This window comes from Microtetraspora sp. NBRC 16547, from assembly GCF_030268965.1.
Classification (GTDB): Bacteria; Actinomycetota; Actinomycetes; order Streptosporangiales; family Streptosporangiaceae; genus Microtetraspora.
Genome location: NZ_BSSE01000018.1, coordinates 126,496 through 145,239 on the forward strand (window position 1 = coordinate 126,496; position 18,744 = coordinate 145,239).

19 protein-coding genes and 1 riboswitch are annotated in these 18,744 nt (G+C 70.9%); of the genes, 4 read left to right on the plus strand and 15 right to left on the minus strand.

Annotated elements, in window-relative coordinates; all coding sequences use genetic code 11:
- Positions 1–84: 84 nt before the first annotated feature.
- Both panC and QSK17_RS23510 read right to left on the minus strand, forming a co-directional pair.
- Positions 85–933 carry a pantoate--beta-alanine ligase gene (gene panC / locus QSK17_RS23505; protein WP_285707305.1) on the minus strand — a complete coding sequence of 283 codons (849 nt, stop codon included), beginning with the start codon at positions 931–933 and terminating at the stop codon, positions 85–87.
- Positions 924–1,814, minus strand: a complete 891-nt coding sequence (locus tag QSK17_RS23510; protein WP_285707306.1) for a Rossmann-like and DUF2520 domain-containing protein — start codon at positions 1,812–1,814, stop codon at positions 924–926. The genes panC and QSK17_RS23510 overlap by 10 nt, the downstream gene beginning before the upstream one ends.
- 176 nt (positions 1,815–1,990) lie before the next feature.
- Here QSK17_RS23510 and QSK17_RS23515 point away from each other — a divergent pair, with 176 nt between their 5' ends.
- Positions 1,991–2,953: an SAM-dependent methyltransferase gene (locus QSK17_RS23515; RefSeq protein WP_285707307.1), complete on the plus strand. Its 963-nt coding sequence runs from the start codon at positions 1,991–1,993 to the stop codon at positions 2,951–2,953.
- Here QSK17_RS23515 and QSK17_RS23520 read toward each other — a convergent pair.
- The gene (locus QSK17_RS23520) at positions 2,937–4,142 is read right to left on the minus strand and encodes a cytochrome P450 (protein WP_285707308.1); all 1,206 of its coding nucleotides are present in this window, start codon (positions 4,140–4,142) and stop codon (positions 2,937–2,939) included. The two genes, QSK17_RS23515 and QSK17_RS23520, sit on opposite strands and share 17 nt — an antisense overlap.
- 120 nt (positions 4,143–4,262) lie before the next feature.
- A riboswitch (SAM riboswitch) is annotated at positions 4,263–4,378 on the plus strand.
- Positions 4,379–4,474: 96 nt separating this feature from the next.
- Between QSK17_RS23520 and QSK17_RS23525 the strand changes: the two genes are divergently transcribed.
- Positions 4,475–5,794 (plus strand): aminotransferase class V-fold PLP-dependent enzyme, encoded by a 1,320-nt coding sequence (locus QSK17_RS23525; protein WP_502889275.1) that lies wholly within the window; start codon positions 4,475–4,477, stop codon positions 5,792–5,794.
- Positions 5,795–5,824: 30 nt separating this feature from the next.
- The gene (locus tag QSK17_RS23530; protein ID WP_285707309.1) at positions 5,825–7,015 is read left to right on the plus strand and encodes an NADH-quinone oxidoreductase subunit D; all 1,191 of its coding nucleotides are present in this window, start codon (positions 5,825–5,827) and stop codon (positions 7,013–7,015) included.
- A 10-nt stretch (positions 7,016–7,025) separates the two neighbouring features.
- On the opposite strand, the gene QSK17_RS23535 is transcribed toward QSK17_RS23530, so the two are convergent.
- The 11 genes from QSK17_RS23535 to dacB all read right to left on the minus strand — a co-directional run bounded on the left by QSK17_RS23535 (position 7,026) and on the right by dacB (position 16,940).
- Positions 7,026–7,475 carry a DUF3180 domain-containing protein gene (locus QSK17_RS23535; RefSeq protein WP_285707310.1) on the minus strand — a complete coding sequence of 150 codons (450 nt, stop codon included), beginning with the start codon at positions 7,473–7,475 and terminating at the stop codon, positions 7,026–7,028.
- Positions 7,476–7,494: 19 nt separating this feature from the next.
- Entirely contained in the window at positions 7,495–7,995 is a 501-nt protein-coding gene (gene folK / locus QSK17_RS23540) for a 2-amino-4-hydroxy-6-hydroxymethyldihydropteridine diphosphokinase (protein WP_285707311.1), read from the minus strand.
- Entirely contained in the window at positions 7,992–8,363 is a 372-nt protein-coding gene (gene folB, locus QSK17_RS23545; RefSeq protein WP_285707313.1) for a dihydroneopterin aldolase, read from the minus strand. The genes folK and folB overlap by 4 nt, the downstream gene beginning before the upstream one ends.
- Positions 8,360–8,782 carry a nuclear transport factor 2 family protein gene (locus QSK17_RS23550; RefSeq protein WP_285707314.1) on the minus strand — a complete coding sequence of 141 codons (423 nt, stop codon included), beginning with the start codon at positions 8,780–8,782 and terminating at the stop codon, positions 8,360–8,362. Before QSK17_RS23550 ends, folB begins: the two co-directional genes overlap by 4 nt.
- Complete coding sequence (folP, locus tag QSK17_RS23555; protein ID WP_285707316.1) at positions 8,769–9,626, minus strand: dihydropteroate synthase; 858 nt, start codon at positions 9,624–9,626, stop codon at positions 8,769–8,771. The genes QSK17_RS23550 and folP overlap by 14 nt, the downstream gene beginning before the upstream one ends.
- A gap of 43 nt (positions 9,627–9,669) precedes the next feature.
- Entirely contained in the window at positions 9,670–10,257 is a 588-nt protein-coding gene (gene folE / locus QSK17_RS23560) for a GTP cyclohydrolase I FolE (protein WP_285707318.1), read from the minus strand.
- 2 nt (positions 10,258–10,259) lie between these two features.
- Positions 10,260–12,260, minus strand: coding sequence for an ATP-dependent zinc metalloprotease FtsH (gene ftsH, locus QSK17_RS23565; protein ID WP_285707319.1), 2,001 nt, complete (start codon positions 12,258–12,260; stop codon positions 10,260–10,262).
- Between the two features lie 264 nt (positions 12,261–12,524).
- Complete coding sequence (gene hpt / locus QSK17_RS23570) at positions 12,525–13,082, minus strand: hypoxanthine phosphoribosyltransferase (RefSeq protein WP_285707320.1); 558 nt, start codon at positions 13,080–13,082, stop codon at positions 12,525–12,527.
- Between the two features lie 11 nt (positions 13,083–13,093).
- Entirely contained in the window at positions 13,094–14,080 is a 987-nt protein-coding gene (tilS, locus tag QSK17_RS23575) for a tRNA lysidine(34) synthetase TilS (protein WP_285707321.1), read from the minus strand.
- Positions 14,081–14,253: 173 nt separating this feature from the next.
- The gene (locus QSK17_RS23580) at positions 14,254–15,351 is read right to left on the minus strand and encodes an Rv3626c family coenzyme F420 biosynthesis-associated protein (protein ID WP_285707358.1); all 1,098 of its coding nucleotides are present in this window, start codon (positions 15,349–15,351) and stop codon (positions 14,254–14,256) included.
- Between the two features lie 209 nt (positions 15,352–15,560).
- On the minus strand, positions 15,561–16,940 hold the full coding sequence (dacB, locus tag QSK17_RS23585; protein WP_285707322.1) for a D-alanyl-D-alanine carboxypeptidase/D-alanyl-D-alanine endopeptidase: 1,380 nt from the start codon (positions 16,938–16,940) through the stop codon (positions 15,561–15,563).
- Between the two features lie 89 nt (positions 16,941–17,029).
- On the opposite strand from dacB, the gene QSK17_RS23590 reads away from it, so the two are divergent.
- Positions 17,030–17,527 (plus strand): inorganic diphosphatase, encoded by a 498-nt coding sequence (locus QSK17_RS23590; RefSeq protein ID WP_285707324.1) that lies wholly within the window; start codon positions 17,030–17,032, stop codon positions 17,525–17,527.
- Here the strand turns inward: QSK17_RS23590 and QSK17_RS23595 are convergent, their stop codons facing one another.
- On the minus strand, positions 17,528–18,703 hold the full coding sequence (locus tag QSK17_RS23595) for a C40 family peptidase (RefSeq protein WP_285707326.1): 1,176 nt from the start codon (positions 18,701–18,703) through the stop codon (positions 17,528–17,530). It lies immediately after the preceding gene.
- Positions 18,704–18,744 lie beyond the last annotated feature (41 nt).

Sequence of the window (18,744 nt, forward strand, 5' to 3'; positions counted from 1 at the left end):
TCGTCAAGATGACGATAACGCCCCAAGGATACGCGGCACCACGGCCCCCCCCTCAAAACCGTCAAGGGGAGGCGGTCTCCCAGATCAGGGGATCTGGACGGCGATGTTGTCGATCAGCCGGGTGTTGCCGACCTTGGCGGCCACGGCGAGGATCGCGTCACCGTGGTGCTCCTCGTCCACGGAGGCGAACGTCGCCGGGTCCACCAGCGCCAGGTAGTCCAGGAGCAGCGGCGGCGACAGCCGCGCCGCCTCTTCCAGTACGGCTCTCGCCGCGTCGAGCACCCGGGCAGGGGTGGCCTGGGCGGCCCCGGCGCGCAGCGCCCTGGAGAGGTGGAGCGCGGTGGCCCGGTCGGCGTGCGACAGGTAGCGGTTGCGGCTGGACAGGGCCAGCCCGTCCCCCTCGCGGACCGTCGGCGCGCCGATGATCGAGACGGGCACGTTGAGGTCGCGCACCATGCGGCGGATGAGGGCGAGCTGCTGCGCGTCCTTCTCCCCGAAGATCGCGACATCGGGCTGGACCAGGTTGAACAGCTTCAGCACGACGGTCAGCATGCCGTCGAAGTGGCCGGGCCGGAACGCGCCCTCGACCGTGGCGCCCATCGCCCCGGCGGACACCCCGACCTGGTGGCCCTCGGGGTACATCTCCTCGACCGACGGCGCGAAGACGATCCGCACGCCCTCTTCCGCGCACACCTCGAGGTCGGCGTCGAGCGTGCGCGGATAGCGCGCGAAGTCCTCGGCCGGGCCGAACTGCAGGGGGTTGACGAAGATGCTCACCGCCACTTGCTCGGCGTGCTCGTGGGCCAGCCGCACCAGCGAGCGGTGCCCGGGGTGCAGCGCCCCCATCGTGGGGACCAACGCGAGACTGCCGGGGCCGATCGCCTCCCTCGCCTTGGCGAGCTCAGCGCGGTCACCCGCAACGATCACGTCCATATGTTCCCTCCCAGCGCGTCCAGGAGGCGCTCAGCGGTCTCGGGCTTGAGCAGCCCGGCGGCGAGCGCCCGGTCCGCGGTGAGCCTAGCGAGGGCGACGTAGGCGTCCGCCGCTTCGGGTGCCGCGAGGATCAGGGCGTCCACGTGTTTGCGCACGGTTCCGGCGTCGCCGCGGACGACGGGACCGGTGAGGCCGGCGATGCCGAGGCGCAGCACGTTGTCCAACGCGGCCCCGAGGAGCGGGCCGAGCATCCGGCCCGGATGCTCGACACCGATCTTCGCCAGCAGCTCCTGCGACTCGGCGATCAGGGTGACCATGTGGTTGGCCGCTCCCGCGATCGCGGCGTGGTAGAGCGCGCGGTCCTGGTCGGCGATCCAGACCGGCTCCGCCCCCATCTCGATGACGAGCGCCTCGGCCACCGGCCGCAGCATCACCGGGGCGGTCACCCCGAACGACGCGCCGGTGAGCCGGGTCAGGTCGTCCGCTCGGCCGGTGAACGTCATGACCGGGTGCAGCGCGAGTGGCAGCGCCCCCGCCTCCGCCGCCGGGTCGAGCACGGCGAGGCCGTACGCGCCGCTCGCGTGGACGAGGAGCTTGCCGCGCAGGTCGGCCCCGGTCGCGGCCAGGCCGGACACCAGATCCGGCAGCACGTCGTCCGGCACGGTGAGCAGCACCAGGTTGGATCGCCGCAGCACGTCCTCCGGCAGGCTGAGTTCGACGCCGAGCCGCTCGGCCGCCCGCCGCCTGGACGAGTCGGAGACACCGCTGGCGGCCACGACCCTGTGGCCCGCCTGGGCGAGCGCGGCCCCGAGCACCGAGCCCACGCGTCCCGCGCCGAGCACCCCCACGGCAAGCCGCGCGGGGCGGTCACCTGTATCCATGACGCCTCCCTTCGGCCCAGCGTAACGGCGGCGGGCATTGCTCCGCCGCCGCGACTCGACAGGCCAGTGTTCATTGGGCCTCGCTTCGCTCGGCGGCTCGGGGCGCCCGAAGTCGGATCTTGCCCTGACCCGCGGCCGTCTAATACCGCCGCCGTTCCTCGGTAACGTCGATCGGTGTGTGGGTCACCTGGCGGGAAGCGACACGACGGGCACTGTACGGCGACGGCGGCTTCTACCTGCGAGAACGGCCTGGCCGGCACTTCCGCACGTCCGTGCACGCCTCACTGGCCTTCGCCGAGGCGGTGCTGCGCCTGCTGGGCGAGGTCGACGCCGCGCTCGGGCACCCGCCGATCCTCGATCTGGTCGACGTCGGGGCGGGGGACGGCGTTCTCGCCACGTCCGTACTGGCGTCCGCCCCGCCGGAGCTCGGGGACCGGCTCCGGGTCACGGCCGTCGATCTGTCGTCGCGGCCCGAGGGGGTGGACGAGCGCGTGGCGTGGACGCCGACCGTGCCGGACGAGGTCCACGGGCTGATCTTCGCCAACGAGTGGCTCGACAACGTGCCGGTGGACGTGGTGGAACGGACCCCCCGCGGGCCGCGCCTGATCCTGGTGAACCCCGCGACCGGCGAGGAACGCCCCGGGCCGGAGCCGGACGAGCACGACCTCGCGTGGCTGGAGCGGTGGTGGCCGTTGCGGGAGGTGGGCGACCGCGCCGAGATCGGCCGTCCCCGGGACGACGCCTGGGCGTCCCTGATCGTACGGCTCGCGCGCGGCACCGCGGTCGCGGTGGATTATGCACACCCTGTGGACGACCGGCCGGGGGCCGGGAGCCTCGTGGGCTACCGGGACGGCGCCGCCGTACCTCCCGTGCCGGACGGGTCGTGCGACATCACGGCGCATGTCGCCCTGGACGCGTGCGCCGCGGCGGGAGAGCGGGCCGGGGCGCGGGCCACGACGCTGACGACGCAGCGGGAGGCGCTGCGGCGGCTGGGCGTCACCGGGGCCCGGCCGCCGCTCACGCTCGCGCACGCCGACCCGCGCGGCTACCTCCGGGCGCTGGGACGCGCCTCGGAGGAGGCCGAGCTGATCGATCCGGCCGGGCTCGGGAGGTTCGGCTGGCTCAGCCAGTCACGCTGACCTTGAGCGACTCCAGGCCGCGGATGATGTAGCCCGGCTTCCAGACCGGCTCCTCGACCAGCTCGATCGTCGAGGCCGCGTCGAGCAGCGCGTTGAAGGACTCCACCAGCTCGACCCGGGCAAGAGGGGCGCCGAGGCAGAAGTGGATGCCCGCGCCGAAGGAGATGTGCGGGTTGTCCACACGCCCGATGTCCAGGCGGTCCGGGTCGGCGAAGACCTCCGGGTCCCGGTTGGCCGAGCCGAAGAGCAGCCCGATCTCCACTCCGCGCGGGATGGTCACACCGCCGACCTCGATGTCCTCGAGCACCCAGCGCTCGAACATCTGCAGCGGGGTGTCCCACCGCAGCAGCTCCTCGATGGCCGTGGGCATCAGGGTGCGGTCGTTCCTCAGCCGCTCCAGCTCGGCGGGGTTCCGGAACAGCGACCACCAGCCGTTGCCGGTGACGTTCACGGTGGCCTCGTGGCCGGCGTTGAGCAGCAGCACGCAGGTGCCGATCAGCTCGTCCTCGGTCAGCCGGTCGCCCTCGTCCGCCACCTGGGCGAGCGCGGAGATGAGGTCGTCGCCCGGCTGGTCCTTGCGCGACCTGGCCAGGTCGCGCAGGTATTCGGCGAACTCCTTCGCCGCCCGCACGGCCGTGTGCTGGGCGTCCAGCGAGGGGTTGAGCTCGTACATGCCGCAGATGTCGGCGGACCACGGCCGCAGCAGGTGCCGGTCGGCCTCGGGCACGCCCAGCATCTCGGCGATCACGGTCACCGGGAGCGGCTCGGCGATCTCGGCGAGGAGGTCGCCGCCGCCGCGCTCGACCAACCCCCCGGCCAGCTCCCGGGCGATCTTGCGAACCCGGGGACGGAGCGACTCCACCATCCGCGGCGTGAACGCCTTGGACACCAGGCGCCGAAGGCGGGTGTGGACGGGGGGCTCGACATCGAGCATCCCGGCCCGGACCACCCTCCAGAAGGGTTCCTGGAACTCCGGCTCGGGTTCCCTGCCGAACGCCTCGTGCGAGGCCATGTGGAGATAGGAGCGACCCAGCCGCCGGTCCCGCAGCAGCGTGTTGACGTCGGCGTGGCGGGCGATCAGCCACTGGCCGGTCGGCTCAAAGAAGCTGACCGGGTCGCTCTCCCGTAGATCGGCGTAGACGTCGTACGGGTGGGCCACGAACTCGGGATTCCAAGGATCAAACTTCACAAACCAACCATACGAAGCATTCTTCCTGGTCGCACCACTCGAACCACCGGAACACACATCACATTTCGGGCAAGTGACGGCTTGCGGGGCCGGGGAGGGCCTGGGCTATAGTGCCGCTCAGGTCATGAGTGCCAGCGCACAGCCCCGGCTTGCTGGCCGGCAACCCTCGCGTCCGCGGCGGGGTGCCCCGGGTGAGGACCAGGTCCGGCGCGAGGTGCGCCGGTCAAGCGCGGGCTCCGCCGTACGACGCCATGGCCGGGGTCCCTGACCTCAGGAGGCCGTCGTTGTCCGTTCTCTCGCTGCCCGCCGTATCCCCCGCCGTATCCCCCGCTGTGTCCCCGGCTGCGTCCCCCGTCGGGTCCCCCGCGGTATCGCCCACCGCCCTGGCCCGGCCGACCCCCGCCGTCCTGGGCGCCGACCTCGAAGTGCCGGTCAAGGGCGGGCGGCTGGTGCCGTACGCGAACCTGGACTACGCGGCGAGCGCGCCGTGTCTGGAGCCGGTGAGCGCCGCCGTCGCCGCGGCGCTGCCGGCCTACTCCAGCGTGCACCGCGGCGCCGGATACGCCTCCCAGCTCACGACGGCCAGGTACGAGCAGGCGCGGCACGCCGCGCGGGCCTTCGTGGGCGCCCGGCCCGACGACGCGCTGATCTTCACCCGGAACACGACCGACGCGATGAACCTGCTGGCCCGCAGCCTGCCGGAGGGCACCACCACCGTCGTGTTCGACACCGAGCACCACGCCTCGCTGCTGCCCTGGCCGGGCGCCGTACGGCTCGCGCCCCCGGCCTTCCCCGGTGAGGCGATCAGGGCCGTGGACGAGACGCTGGCCGGGATCGACGGGCCGGCCCTGCTGGTCGTCACCGCGGCCTCCAACGTGACCGGCGAGCTGTGGCCGATCGCCGGGCTCGCGCACGTGGCGCACCGGCACGGCGCCCGCATCGCGGTCGACGCCGCCCAGCTCGTCCCGCACCGGCGGCTCAACCTGGCCGCGCTCGACCTCGACTACGTGGCCTTCTCCGGGCACAAGCTCTACGCGCCGTTCGGCGCCGGGGCCCTGATCGGGCGGGCCGACTGGCTCGCGGAGGCGTCGCCGTACCTGCTGGGGGGCGGCGCGGTGACCTCGGTCGGCTCGCGTGGTGACGGCGGCGACGAGGCGCCGGAGACGCTGTGGAGCGACGACCCCGAGGTGCGGCACGAGGCCGGGACGCCGAACGTGCTGGGCGCGATCGCGCTCGCCGCCGCCTGCGACGCGCTGGCCGCGACCGGCTGGACGGCCCTGGTCCGCGAGGAGGAGCGGCTGGTGGCCCGCCTGCGCGCGGGGATCGCCGGGATCGAGGGCGTGCGCGAGCTGTCCCTCTGGGGCCCCGACCACCCCAGGGTCGGCATCGTGTCGTTCACCGTGGACGGGCTGACCGCCCGTGAGGTCGCCGAGGCCCTGTCCGCGGACCACGGCATCGGCGTCCGGGACGGCAAGTTCTGCGCCCACCCGTTCGTCCGCCACCTGCTCGGGACCTCGGACGGCGGCTGCGACGACGGCACGGCCAGCGCCGTACGGGCGTCCATCGGCATCGGCACGACCGACGAGCACGTGGACCGGCTGATCGACGCGCTGCGCGACCTCGCCGCATCCGGAGCGGGCGTTTCGTCCTGAACCGCCCACCGGCGTGGGAGCATGGGCCGTATGACAGGAGAGCCTCGGGCCGAGGGGGCGTTCCGGGAACGCGTCGTGGGCATCGGGTCTGGCGCTGGAGCGGTGGCCCCCCGGGAGCTGGCCACCGAGGACATGGTCCTCAACATCGGACCCCAGCACCCGTCGACGCACGGCGTGCTGCGGCTGCGCCTCACCCTGGACGGCGAGCGCATCGTCGGCGCCGAGCCGATCATCGGCTACATGCACCGGGGCGCCGAGAAGCTGTTCGAGGTGCGCGACTACCGCCAGATCATCGTCCTGGCGAACCGGCACGACTGGCTGTCGGCCTTCGCCAACGAGCTGGGCGTCGTGATGGCGGTCGAGCGCATGCTCGGCATGGAGGTCCCCCTCCGGGCCGTGTGGGCCCGCACCCTGCTGGCCGAGCTCAACCGGGTACTCAACCACCTGATGTTCCTCGGCTCCTACCCCCTGGAGCTGGGCGCGATCACGCCGGTCTTCTACGCGTTCCGCGAGCGGGAGACGCTGCAGCACGTCATGGAGGAGATCTCCGGCGGCCGCATGCACTACATGTTCAACCGCGTCGGCGGCCTCAAGGAGGATCTGCCGCTCGGCTGGCTCGACCGCACCGCCCAGGCCGTCGCCGACGTCCGGCGCCGCCTTCCGGACATCGAGGGGCTCATCTCGGGCAACGAGATCTTCCTCGCCCGGACGAAGGGCGTCGGGGTGCTGGACCGCGAGACGATCATGCAGTACGGCGTGAGCGGCCCGATCGCCCGCGCCTCCGGCGTCGACTTCGACCTGCGCAGGGACGAGCCCTACCTCGCGTACGGCGAGCTGCCGGTCAGGGTGGTGACCAGGACGGCGGGCGACTGCCACGCCCGGTTCGAGGTGCTGCTCGACCAGGCCAAGGCCTCCCTCGACCTGGCGGACGCCTGCCTGGAGCGGCTGCGGGAGCTCCCGCCGGGGCCGATCAACCAGCGGCTGCCGAAGATCCTCAAGGCGCCCGAGGGGCACACGTACGCCTGGACGGAGAGCCCGCTCGGCCTCAACGGGTACTACCTCGTGTCCCGGGGCGAGAAGACCCCGTGGCGGTTGAAGCTGCGCAGCGCGTCGTTCAACAACGTCCAGGTGCTGCGGGAGATCCTGCCGGGGAACCTGGTGGCGGACATGATCGCCATCCTCGGCTCGCTGTTCTTCGTCGTCGGAGACATCGACAAATAGCCGACCGACGTCAGGTGCGGTCCTCCGGCTTGCCCGGCACCCGGCAGCAGTGCTCGAGGAACAGCGCCGCGCAGATCAGCACGACGCAGGAGGCGAACGAGCCGCCCGCGACGAACGCGTCCTGCCGCGGCTGGGGCAGGTCCAGCAGGTTGAGCACGTGGAACACGAAGCCCGCGAACACACCGGCGAACACCGCGCCCGCGTGGGCGGTGGCCTTCGCCAGGGCGGCCAGCCGGGCGACGGCGAGCGGCTCCGGCGGCTTGGTGCCCGGCTTGCGGCGGATCCTGGCCCGGGTCAGCCAGCCGGTGTAACCCTCGCCGATGGCGAGCAGCAGCAGCGTCGGAATCGCGCTCCACGGCACCGTCGGCAGCTGGGAATAGGTCTTCTGCAGCAGGCCCCAGGTGAGCAGCGCGAACACCACCACCAGGCCGACCAGCACGCCGGGGTTGCTGGGCTTCACGCGAACTCCTCGAACGACATCAGGCGGGGGGTTCCAGGGAGAGGTCGTCGCGCAGCCGTACACCGGCCTGGTCGAGCCCGGCGAGCAGGTCCGCCACGGAGCCGTGCCCGGTGAGCGTCGCGTCCGGATCGGCACGCGACCAGGGGACCAGCACGAACGCCCGCTCGTGCGCCCGGGGGTGCGGGAGCGTGAGCTCGGGGTCCGCCGACACGACGTCGTCCACCATGATCAGGTCCACGTCGAGCGTCCGCGCCCCCCACCGCTCGGCGCGCGTACGGCCGAAGGCGTTCTCGACGCCCTGGGCGCGTTCGAGGAGCGCCCGCGCGTCCAGCATGGACTCCGCCACGACGACGGCGTTGAGGTAGGGACCCTGCTCGGGCCCGCCGACGGGGTCGGTCTCGTATACGGGGGAAACCGCGACGAATGTCAGTCCCGGAGCATCGAAAAGGGTGTCGAGCGCCCCCTGGAGGTAGTCCATCCGGCGGCCGAGGTTGCTGCCGAGCGCGAGCACGACCCTCATGCGCGCCCCCTCCTGATGGTCACCACCACATCGTCGAACGGCAGCGGAATGGGCGCGGCAGGCTTGTGCACGCTGACCTCCACCTCGTCGACCAGGTCGTACGCGAGGCAGACGGAGGCCAGCCGGTCGGCGAGGGTCTCGATGAGGTTGACCGGCTCCCCCTCGACCGTCTCGGCCAGGCGCACCGCCAACTCGCCGTAGTTGACGGTTTTGGCCAGGTCGTCCCCTCCGGCGGCGGGCGCGGTGTCGAGGAACAACGTCACGTCGACCACGAACTCCTGGCCGAGCTCACGCTCCGCGGGCAGGCAGCCGTGCCGCCCTCGCGCCCGCAGCCCCACCAGACGGACGCTGTCACGCGCACCACTCACTCTTCTTCCTCCTCCTCGTCCTCGCTCTGCAGGACGGGGGAGCCGTGGTAGAGCCACAGGCGCCAGCCCTCCGGCGTGCGGACGTACGTGCTGCTCGCGACCACCCGGCCGGCGGCGAACCCCGCCTCGTCGGTGTCCGCGGCGGTCAGGATGTTCTCCGCGCAGGTGAGCACGGCCACGTCGCCAAGCACCGAGGTCCGCACGTCGGTCAGCACGAACTGGATGTACGGCGTGTTCGCCATGATCAGCGCCCACGAGCGGAGCACCTCGGATCGCCCGCTGAGCATGGGCCAACCGGGGTGGACGCACATGGCGACCCGATCGCCCGCGTCCTCGACCCAGATCTCGGACATCCGGTCCAGGTCCGCGCTCTCGATCGCGTCGTAGAACTCCTGGTTGAGTTCCTCAACGTCCTTCATCGGCTGCCTTCCACGCCGCGGCGACGCGTACAGCGTCCGCGTTGGGTCCGACCTGGTGTACCCGGACGCACCAGGCGCCCTCCCGCGCGGCCAGCGCGGAGACCGCCAGCGTGGCGTCGTCGCAGCGGTCGAAGGGCCGCGGCCGGCCCTCGGCGTCCGGCAGCAGCCGCCCGAGGAACCGCTTCCTCGACGCGCCGATGAGCACCGGATGCCCCAGCTCGACCAGCTTGCGGGTGCCGGCGAGCAGCGCCCAGTTGTGCCCGGGATGTTTGGAGAAGCCCAGGCCGGGATCGATGACGATCTGCTCCTCGCGCACGCCCTCGCCGAGCACGGAGTCGACCCGCTTGCGCAGCTCCTCGGTCACCTCGGTGACCACATCGCCGTACATCGCGCGGCTGTCCATGTCGTGGCTGTGGCCCCGCCAGTGCATCACGACGTACGACACGCCGGTCGCCGCGACGACTCTGGGCATCGCCGGATCGGCCAGCCCGCCGCTCACGTCGTTGACGAGCGTGGCACCGGCCGCCACGGCCGCCTCGGCGACCTCGGCCCGCATGGTGTCCACGCTGACCGTGACGCCCTCCTCCCGCAGGGCCCGGATCACCGGCTCGACCCTGCGGAGTTCCTCTCCGAGGGAGACCCGGGCGGAGCCGGGACGGGTGGACTCGCCGCCGACGTCGACGATGTCCGCGCCCTGGGCGACCAGCTCCAGCCCGCGGGCGATCGCGGCGTCCGCGTCGAACCACTGGCCTCCGTCGGAAAAGGAGTCAGGCGTCACGTTGACCACGCCCATGACCAGGCATCGCCCGAGATCGGGCATCCCGGGCACGTGGTGTGTGGTCATGCTCCCTCCTCTTCCGTGACGGAGATGACGAACGGTATCCGGATCAGTTGCGTCCGAGGATGAGCGACATCGCCTCGGCCCGCGTGCTCTCACAGGTGCGGAAATCGCCCCTGACCGCGGAGGTGATGGTCTTGGCACCCGGCTTGCGCACGCCGCGCATGGTCATGCACATGTGCTCGGCCTCGATGACCACGATCACGCCGCGGGGCTCGAGCACCCGCATCAGGCCGTCGGCGATCTGCGAGGTCATCCGCTCCTGGACCTGGGGCCGGCGGGCGTAGACGTCCACCAGCCGGGCCAGCTTGGACAACCCGGTGATCTGACCCTTGGCGTTCGGCGTGTACCCGACGTGGGCCACGCCGTGGAACGGCAGCAGGTGGTGCTCGCAGGTGGACATCACCTCGATGTCCTTCACCAGCACCATCTCGTCGTGGTCGGCGTCGAACATCGTGGTCAGCGCGTCCTCCGGGCGCTGCCCGAGACCCGCGAACTGCTCCGTGTAGGCGCGCGCGACCCGAGCCGGGGTGTCGCGCAGGCCGTCCCGGTCGGGATCCTCGCCAATGGCGAAGAGGATCTCCCGGACGGCCTTCTCGATCCGCCCCTGGTCCACGAAATGAGGCTCGACCGTCACGGTCAGGCCTCGTCCTTCTGCGACGCCTGGTCGTTCATCCACGGAGCCGGGCTGCCGGCGGGCAGAGCCTGGCCGTTGCCGTTCGCCCGCTCCTTGGGAGTGATGACCGGCGGGCGGTCGGACGGCAGGCGCTTGCCGTACCCGGCGTACGACGGACGCTTCTCCTTCGTCTGGACCGGCGCGAAGACCTGGAGCACCATCTCGCGGGAGAGGGTCTCCTTCTCCATGAGCTCGAGCACGAGGTTGTCGAGCACGTCGCGGTACTGGACGAGGATCTCCCACGCCTGGTCGTGCGCGGACTCGATCAGCCGGCGGACCTCCTCGTCGATCGTGGAGGCGATCTGCTCGGAGTAGTCGCGCTCGTGGCCCATCTCACGGCCGAGGAAGACCTCGCCGTTGCCGCTGCCGAACTTGCGGGCGCCGAGCTTCTCGCTCATGCCGTACTCGGTGACCATGCGGCGGGCGATGGAGGTGGCCTTCTCGATGTCGTTGGAGGCGCCCGTGGTGGGCTCGTGGAACACGAGCTCCTCCGCGGTGCGGCCGCCCAGCAGCATGGCGAGCTGGTCCATCATCTCGGACCTGGTCGCGAGGAACTTGTCCTCCATCGGCAGCGTCATCGTGTAACCGAGGGCGCGGCCGCGGGACAGGATCGTGATCTTGTGGACCGGGTCGGAGTTGGGCAGCGCGTGCGCGACCAGGGCGTGACCACCCTCGTGGTACGCGATGATCTTCTTCTCTTCGTCGGACATCACGCGCGACTTGCGCTCGGGACCGGCCATCACGCGGTCGATGGACTCCTCAAGGGTGTTCATCGAGATGAGCTTCTGATCCTGGCGGGCGGTCAGCAGCGCCGCCTCGTTGATCACGTTCGCGAGGTCGGCTCCGGTGAAGCCGGGCGTCCGCCGCGCGATGACGTCGAGGTCGACGTCCTCGGCGAACGGCTTGCCGCGGCCGTGGACGCGCAGGATGCCCTTGCGGCCCTCCAGGTCCGGACGGTCGATGACGACCTGGCGGTCGAAGCGGCCGGGACGCAGCAGGGCGGGGTCGAGGATGTCGGGCCGGTTGGTCGCGGCGATGAGGATCACGCCGCCCTTCACGTCGAAGCCGTCCATCTCGACGAGGAGCTGGTTCAGCGTCTGCTCGCGCTCGTCGTGGCCACCGCCGAGACCCGCGCCGCGGTGACGGCCCACCGCGTCGATCTCGTCGATGAAGATGATCGCCGGGGCGTTGGCCTTGGCCTGCTCGAACAGGTCGCGGACGCGCGAGGCGCCGACACCCACGAACATCTCGACGAAGTCGGAACCCGAGATGGAGTAGAACGGCACCCCGGCCTCGCCGGCGACGGCCCTGGCGAGCAGGGTCTTACCGGTTCCGGGCGGGCCGTACAGCAGAACGCCCTTGGGGATCTTGGCGCCGATCGCCTGGAACTTGGCCGGGGCCTGCAGGAACTCCTTGATCTCCTGGAGCTCCTCGATGGCCTCGTCGGCACCGGCGACGTCGGCGAACGTCGTCTTGGGAGTGTCCTTGGTGATCAGCTTCGCCCGCGACTTCCCGAAGTTCATGACGCGGGAGCCGCCGCCCTGCATCTGGTTCATGATGAACAGGAAGATCAGGACGATGATGATGATCGGCAGGAAGCTGACCAGCAGGCTGACCAGGAAGTTCTCCCTGGGGACCTCGACGGTCCAGCCCTTGGAGGGATTGGCCTTCGCCAGCGCCTCGGTCAGCTGGACACCCTGGCCCTGCACCCAGGGGGCCTGGATCCGGTCGACGGTCTTGCCTCCGACGTCGATCGGCTTCAGCAGCGTCAGCTCGGCGCGCTGTTCCTTGTCGACGACTTTGGCGCTCTTCACGTTGCCCTGCTGAATCTGCTGGACAACAGTAGAAGTGTCGGCGGTGGTGTAGTTGCCGTCACCGTTGAACATCGTGGTGACGAGCAGGAGAAGCACGACGATGCCCAGGATCCACAGTAGTGGCCCACGTGTAAATCGCTTGAGATCCATCCGTTGCGGAACCCCGGCGGGCCCGTCCCTTCCTGACCAAGGCCTGGCCCCGGGTCGAACCCGGGTCGCGGCATCTTTCGCCGCTCCTACTGACTACCCGCAAGTAACCGAACGGCACCCGCAGATATCAGAAGGTACACCGGGCCGCCGCATGCGGTAACTGCAAGAGCGGCTCCGGCTTTACCTTTCCAACGTACGTGACGCAATCCGTGTTCCCTACCAGGGAGCGGACCGCGACTCGCACAAGGGGACTTCGCTCAGGGCTTACTCGCCGCCGTAGACGTGTGGGGCGAGCGTGCCGATGAACGGAAGGTTGCGGTACCGCTCGGAGTAGTCGAGGCCATAACCGATCACGAACTCGTTCGGAATGTCGAACCCGACATACTTCACATCAATTGGCACCTTGACCGCTTCCGGCTTGCGAAGCAGCGCGCAGATCTCCAGCGAGGCCGGGTTGCGCGACTTCAAATTGTTCATCAGCCAGGAGAGCGTGAGGCCGGAGTCGATGATGTCCTCGACCACGAGCACGTGCCGGTCCTCGATGTCGGTGTCGAGGTCCTTCAGGACCCGCACCACGCCGGACGACTTGGTGCCCGCGCCGTACGAGGACACCGCCATCCAGTCCATCTGCACCGAAACGTGCAACGCCCTGGCCAGGTCGGCCATGACCATGACCGCGCCCTTCAGGACGCCGACGATCAGCAGGTCCTTCCCGTCGTAGTCGGCGTCGATCTGGCCGGAGAGCTCCTTGATCTTGGCTTGGAGCTCGTGTTCCGGAATGAGGACGCTCAAAAGGTCCTTGCCCATGTCGGCTGCATCCACCTGCGGATTCCTTACGCGAGGTTGTTCCCTGTAGCGAATATCAGGGTGCCACAGCGCCGGACCGCTCCCACCCCCCCGGGTAGATCGACCCGCTTCTGCCCCCGCCACGCGGTGAGCAGCCGTTCCACCTCGTCGATGTGCACGGCGGCGAGCGCGGAGGCGGGCGCGCCCGCCTCGACGGCCGCCCGCTGGATCACCCGCCGCCGCACCGCCCCCGGGACCTTCTCCAGGACGGCGACCGCCAGTTCGACGCCGGGTCCCGTCCGCGACTCGGCGAGAACGGCGTCCGCCCACTCATCCAGGGCGTCGGCGTCGTCCCGGCACAGCCGCGCGGTGCGGGCCAGCGCCTCCGCGACGCCCGGCCCGAGCGCCGCCTCAAGGACGGGCACGACGTCGCGGCGGACCCGGACCCGGGTGAAGGCGGGATCGACATTGTGCGGGTCATGCCACGGTTCGAGGCCGAGGGCCGCGCACGCTTCCTCCGTCCTCGCCCGGCTCAGGCCGAGCAGCGGCCGGCGGTAGACGCCGGAGACCCGCGCCATCCCGGAGAGCGACCGGGTGCCGCTGCCGCGCGCCAGCCGCAGCAGCACCGTCTCCGCCTGGTCGTTCAGCGTGTGCCCCAGCAGCACGGCCGCCGCGTCCAAACGCCGGGCCGCCTCCGAGAGCGCCGCGTAGCGGGCGTCACGCGCCGCAGCCTCCGGCCCGCCCTCGGTGCCCACAGTGACCGGCAGGACCAGCGCCGGGTCGAGGCCGAGCTCAGGCGCGAGCCGTACGAGGTCGTGCGCGCGGGACGCCGAGCCGTCCTGCAGGCCGTGATCGACGGTCAGCAGGCCGGCGCGCAGGCCCATGCGGGGCGCGGAGAAGCCGACGGCCGCGGCGAGCGCGAGCGAGTCAGCGCCGCCGCTGCACGCGACCAGGACGAGCGCCCCTTGGGGCAGGTCCGCGAGCGACAGCCGTACGGCACGGCGGACGTCGGCGACGGCGGGATGGGGACCCATGAGGCCATTGTGTCCGCCGATCCGGGCGGACGTGAAAAACCGTGTCCGCCGACCGTGTGGACGCGGACAACCGTGTCCGCCGACCGTGTGGACGCGGACAACCGTGTCCCCGGCCGTGTGGACGTGGACAACCGTGTGCGCCGGCCGGGCGGACGGGGAAAAGCGAGGGACGGTCAGGACTCGGGACCGGCCGCCCCCTGATCCGGTGATGGTTCCAGCGAGCGGGTGCCGAGGACGCGGCCCATCCAGGCCTGAGGGTCGGTGATCTCGTCCCGGGTCGGCAGCGTGTCGGGAGACGTCCAGACCCGGTTGAAGCCGTCCATCCCGGCCGCGTCGACGACGGTGCGGACGAAATGGGCGCCCTCGGCGTACTGCTTCATCTTGAGCTCGATGCCGAGCAGGCGCCGGATGAGCTGGTCGGTGCGGGATCCGCCCTCCCTACGGCGCTGGAACCGGGACCTGATCTCCGCCACCGACGGCACGACGGACGGGCCCACGGCGTCCATGACGTAGTCGCCGTGCCCCTCGACCAGCGTCATCACCGCGGTGACCCGGTCGAGCACGGCCTTCTGCTCCGGGGTCTGGATGGCCTCGATGAGGTTGCCGTCGCCTCCCCTGAAGGCGTCGGCGACCGCGTCGGAGGCGGCGCGCAGCCGTTCGAGCAGGGTCGTCAGGTCCATGTCGGAGGCGAGCAGGAAATCGGTCATCTGGGTCCGGACGTACTCCCGGAGCCAGGGCACGCCGGTGAACTGCACGCGGTGGGTCTCCTCGTGGAGGCAGACCCAGAGGCGGAAGTCACGCGCGTTGACCCCCATCTCGCGCTCGGTGTGCACGATGTTGGGCGCCACCAGCGTCAGCCGCCCCGTGGGCGCGCGGCCGTCGGGATCCGGCGGGAGGAACAGTTCGTACTGCCCGAGCACACGGGAGGCGAGGAACGCCAGCACGGCGCCCACCTCCAGGCCGGTGATGCGGGAGCCCACCGCGCCGACGATCGCGGGCATGCTGCTCGACATCTTCTGGGTCAGCGGCTCGAAGACCACCCTGAACCCGTCGACGTTGGCGCGGATCCATCCGGGCCGGTCGACGACGGTCGCGGCCTCCGGCGGCGCTGAGTCGATGCGGGTGAAGTCCCGCACGTGCCCCTCGGCCTCGCGGGACAGCCGCCTCAGCTCGGCGACCGCCTGTCTGGCCTCTTCCCGACTCACCTGTGGTCCCGGGCGCACGAGGCGCACTCCGGTCGCGACGGCCAGATCCCAGTCGATCACCTGCATACTCACCACCGTACGTTCTTCCCCCTCACTGTGCGCGCGAGGGGCGCGGCGGTGTGCTGAGGAGGAGCGAGCGGGGAGCGCAGCGACCCCGAGCGACGAACGAAGCACATCGCCTCAAAGGGCGCCCCGAGCCGTCACGCCGAAGGCGCGACAAATCAGCACAGAGGGGCGCGGCGGTGTGCTCGGAGCGACGGACCCGGCGACGGGCCTCAACTTTGGGAGACGATCGTGGCGAGGCGGTCCAGCGCGGCCACCGCCGCGCCGGCGTCGGGCACGTCGTCGGCCATGAAGGCGAAGGCGAGCAGCCGTCCGTCGGCGGTGTAGGCGATTCCGGCCAGGGTGTTCACGCCGTTGAGCGTGCCTGTTTTAGCCCGGACCAGCCCGGCGCCCGCTTCCGAACCAGCGCTGTCGTACCGGTTGTGCAGGGTGCCGGTGTATCCGGCGATGGGCAGCCCGCTGACGAGGGAGTGCAGGTCGGGGTTGGCCGGCAGCACGGAGGCGGCGAGCAGGCGGGCCAGCGCGGTGGGGGTGATGCGGTTCTTGATGGACAGGCCGCTGCCGTCGGTGATCGTGACGTCCTTGTCGAGGCCCAGTCTGCCGAGGACGCGGTGGACGGCGGCCACCTGCCCGGCGAAGGTGTGCGGCAGGCCCTCCTGGATCGCGACATGGCGGGCGAGTGCCTCGGCGAGGTCGTTGTCGCTCTGCGTGAGCATGCGTTCCACCAGGGCGTAGACAGGCGGCGACTCGACCCGGGCGAGTTCCTTGGCCGTCTTCAAGGCCGTGACGGGCTTGACATCGTTGCCGACCTTGATGCCGTACTTGCCGAGGAGCGACGCGAAGGCGTCCGCGGCCGCGCGCGGCGGGTCGGGGACGCGGGCGCTCTGGCCGGGCGCGACCCGGCCCTCGTCGATCGCGAGCGCGGTCACCGGAGCGGCGCTGCCCTCCGGCACGTACGTGGGCTTCCATCCGGGCGGGGTCACCGGCCCCTCGAAGAGCGAGGCGTCGTATCCGAGCGTGACCGATGTGATCTTGGCCGCCTTCAGCGCCTTCGCCGTACGGGAGGCGAGGACGGCGAGCGAGGCGGGCTCGGGATAGATGTCGCGGGACTTCTTCGGCCCGGCGAGGGTGGGATCGCCGCCGCCGACGAGGACGATCGAGTTCTTCTCCGCTCCCGTGACGACCGTGGTCGCGAACGTGGCGTCCGGCCCGACGGAGGCCAGGACCGCCACGGCGGTGACGATCTTGGTGGTCGAGGCCGGGGTGAGCGCCACATCCGCGCGGCCGTCGAAGAGCGTGGCGCCGGTCGCTGCGTCGATCACGACCCCGCCGGAGCTGCGGCCGAGCGCGGGGTCACCCAGGGCGCGGGTGAGCCGGGCGGTCAAAGTACCCTTAGCGGGGAGAGGCGCGTCCCCAACCGCGGCCAGAACCGCGCCTGCGGTGATGATGGGGGTGGGGGTCGGTTTCGGTGACGCGATCGGAGCCGATGGTCCGCGGGTGACCTTAGTGATCATATGGACACCTGCGGCGACGGCGAACACCTGCAGTAGGGCGAGGGTGACCAACAGCACCCATCGCTCGCGTCGCACCATGTCACCTCTTGTCGCGCCAAATGGGTTATACGCCTACGAGACATTAACGCCCCCCGGGATGCCGGGAGAGCCTGAGTGGAGGAACCGTAGTGGAGTTCGACGTTGTCGTTGAGATTCCCAAGGGGCAACGGAACAAGTACGAGGTGGACCACGAGACCGGTCGCATCCGGCTGGATCGCCTGCTGTTCACGTCCACTCAGTACCCCGCCGACTACGGGTTCATCGAGGACACGCTGGGCGAGGACGGCGACCCGCTGGACGCGCTCGTCCTGCTCCAGGAGCCGACCTTCCCCGGCTGCCTGATCAAGTGCCGCGCGGTCGGCATGTTCCGCATGACGGACGAGAAGGGCGGCGACGACAAGGTCCTGTGCGTCCCCGCCACCGACCCGCGCATGGAGCACATCCGCGACATCCACCACGTCGCGGAGTTCGACCGGCTGGAGATCCAGCACTTCTTCGAGGTCTACAAGGACCTGGAGCCCGGCAAGTCAGTCGAGGGCGCCAACTGGGTGGGCCGGATCGAGGCCGAGGCCGAGATCGTCAACTCTGTGAAGCGCTTCCAGGAACAGGGCCACGAGCACGCCTGATCAGGTCGGCCTGGTGGCTCCCACGAGGTCGGGACGCCAGATGGGCGCGATGCGGACCACGTCCCCCGTCTGGGGGGCGTGGACCATCAACCCCCGCCCGATGTAGAGGCCGACGTGGTGGATCGAGCCGGGGTCACGCGTCACCCGCCCGAAGAAGACCAGGTCACCCGGCTGAAGCTGCTCGACCGGCACGTGCGGGCCCGACTGCCACTGCGTGCCGGTCCAGTGGTCGAGATCCACTCCCGCGCGCTCCCACGCCCGCATCGTCAGCCCCGAGCAGTCGAAGCTGGACGGACCCGCCGCGGCCCACACGTACGGCTTGCCGAGCTGCTGGAGCGCCCAGTTCACCGCGACGCCGCCGGGACCCTCCACCTCCGTGCTCGCCCACGCCGGAGCTTTGAGCGCCGCCCGCGTGGCTATGGCGCGCAGTTGGGCCTGTCGGCGCGCCTGGCGGGCCTGCCGTAACTGCTCGACCCGCGAGCGGGCGGCGTCGAGGCGCCGCGAGATCTCCTCGGTCGCCCGCTCCATCTCCGCCGTCTGCTGTTGCTGCTCGGTCACCGCCTCGGCGGCGGCCTCCTTGGCCAGCCTGGCCCGCTCGGCATTCTCGGCCTGCTCGGTGTAGGCCCGTTCGGCCTGCGTCTGCACGATCTTGAGTACGGTCTGGGTGTCGGTCAGGTTCTGCATGCTCGCGGCCTGCTCGTCGCCGAGCTGGCTCAGCACGCTGGCTTGCTGCATGAACCCCTCGAAACCCTGGGGCCCCGTCACCATGGCGAGGCCCATCTCCCCGATGCTCAGGTTCGCGTAGCGCTGCGCGGCCACCGCCGCGACCGGTTTTCGGGCCTCCTCGACCTCGGCCCGCGCCTGCGCGACCCGATCGGACACCTGCTTGTACGCCTCCTCGGCCGACCGCAGCATGACGAGCTGGCCGTTGTACGCCTCGACGAGGCGCTCGACGTCTGCGTTGAGCTCGCCCAAGCGCGCCTTGGCAGCGGCGAGATCGGCCTGGGCCCGGCCGAGTTCCTCGGCGCGGGTGCGAACCTGCTCACGCGCGTCGGCGATTTTTCCCGCCGGTTTTCCGGCCGGTTGTCCCGGATCGGCACCCGCCGGGGTGACGAAAGTGAGAATGAGCCCGCAAGCGAGCCCGGCGACGTGCCCGGATGCCAAGCGGAGTGGCATGCTGACCCCTTCCGTTTCTCCACTCCCAGACTCCCCGAGAA

Bases quoted from the DNA above. Each gene is read 5' to 3' on its own strand.
- dacB (WP_285707322.1), bottom strand. From the start codon at position 16,940: ATGGTGCGACGCGAGCGATGGGTGCTGTTGGTCACCCTCGCCCTACTG.
- QSK17_RS23550 (WP_285707314.1), bottom strand. From the start codon at position 8,782: ATGAAGGACGTTGAGGAACTCAACCAGGAGTTCTACGACGCGATCGAG.
- ftsH (WP_285707319.1), bottom strand. From the start codon at position 12,260: ATGGATCTCAAGCGATTTACACGTGGGCCACTACTGTGGATCCTGGGC.
- QSK17_RS23510 (WP_285707306.1), bottom strand. From the start codon at position 1,814: ATGGATACAGGTGACCGCCCCGCGCGGCTTGCCGTGGGGGTGCTCGGC.
- QSK17_RS23580 (WP_285707358.1), bottom strand. From the start codon at position 15,351: ATGCAGGTGATCGACTGGGATCTGGCCGTCGCGACCGGAGTGCGCCTC.
- folK (WP_285707311.1), bottom strand. From the start codon at position 7,995: ATGAGGGTCGTGCTCGCGCTCGGCAGCAACCTCGGCCGCCGGATGGAC.
- QSK17_RS23595 (WP_285707326.1), bottom strand. From the start codon at position 18,703: ATGCCACTCCGCTTGGCATCCGGGCACGTCGCCGGGCTCGCTTGCGGG.
- QSK17_RS23530 (WP_285707309.1), top strand. From the start codon at position 5,825: ATGACAGGAGAGCCTCGGGCCGAGGGGGCGTTCCGGGAACGCGTCGTG.
- folP (WP_285707316.1), bottom strand. From the start codon at position 9,626: ATGACCACACACCACGTGCCCGGGATGCCCGATCTCGGGCGATGCCTG.
- tilS (WP_285707321.1), bottom strand. From the start codon at position 14,080: ATGGGTCCCCATCCCGCCGTCGCCGACGTCCGCCGTGCCGTACGGCTG.
- panC (WP_285707305.1), bottom strand. From the start codon at position 933: ATGGACGTGATCGTTGCGGGTGACCGCGCTGAGCTCGCCAAGGCGAGG.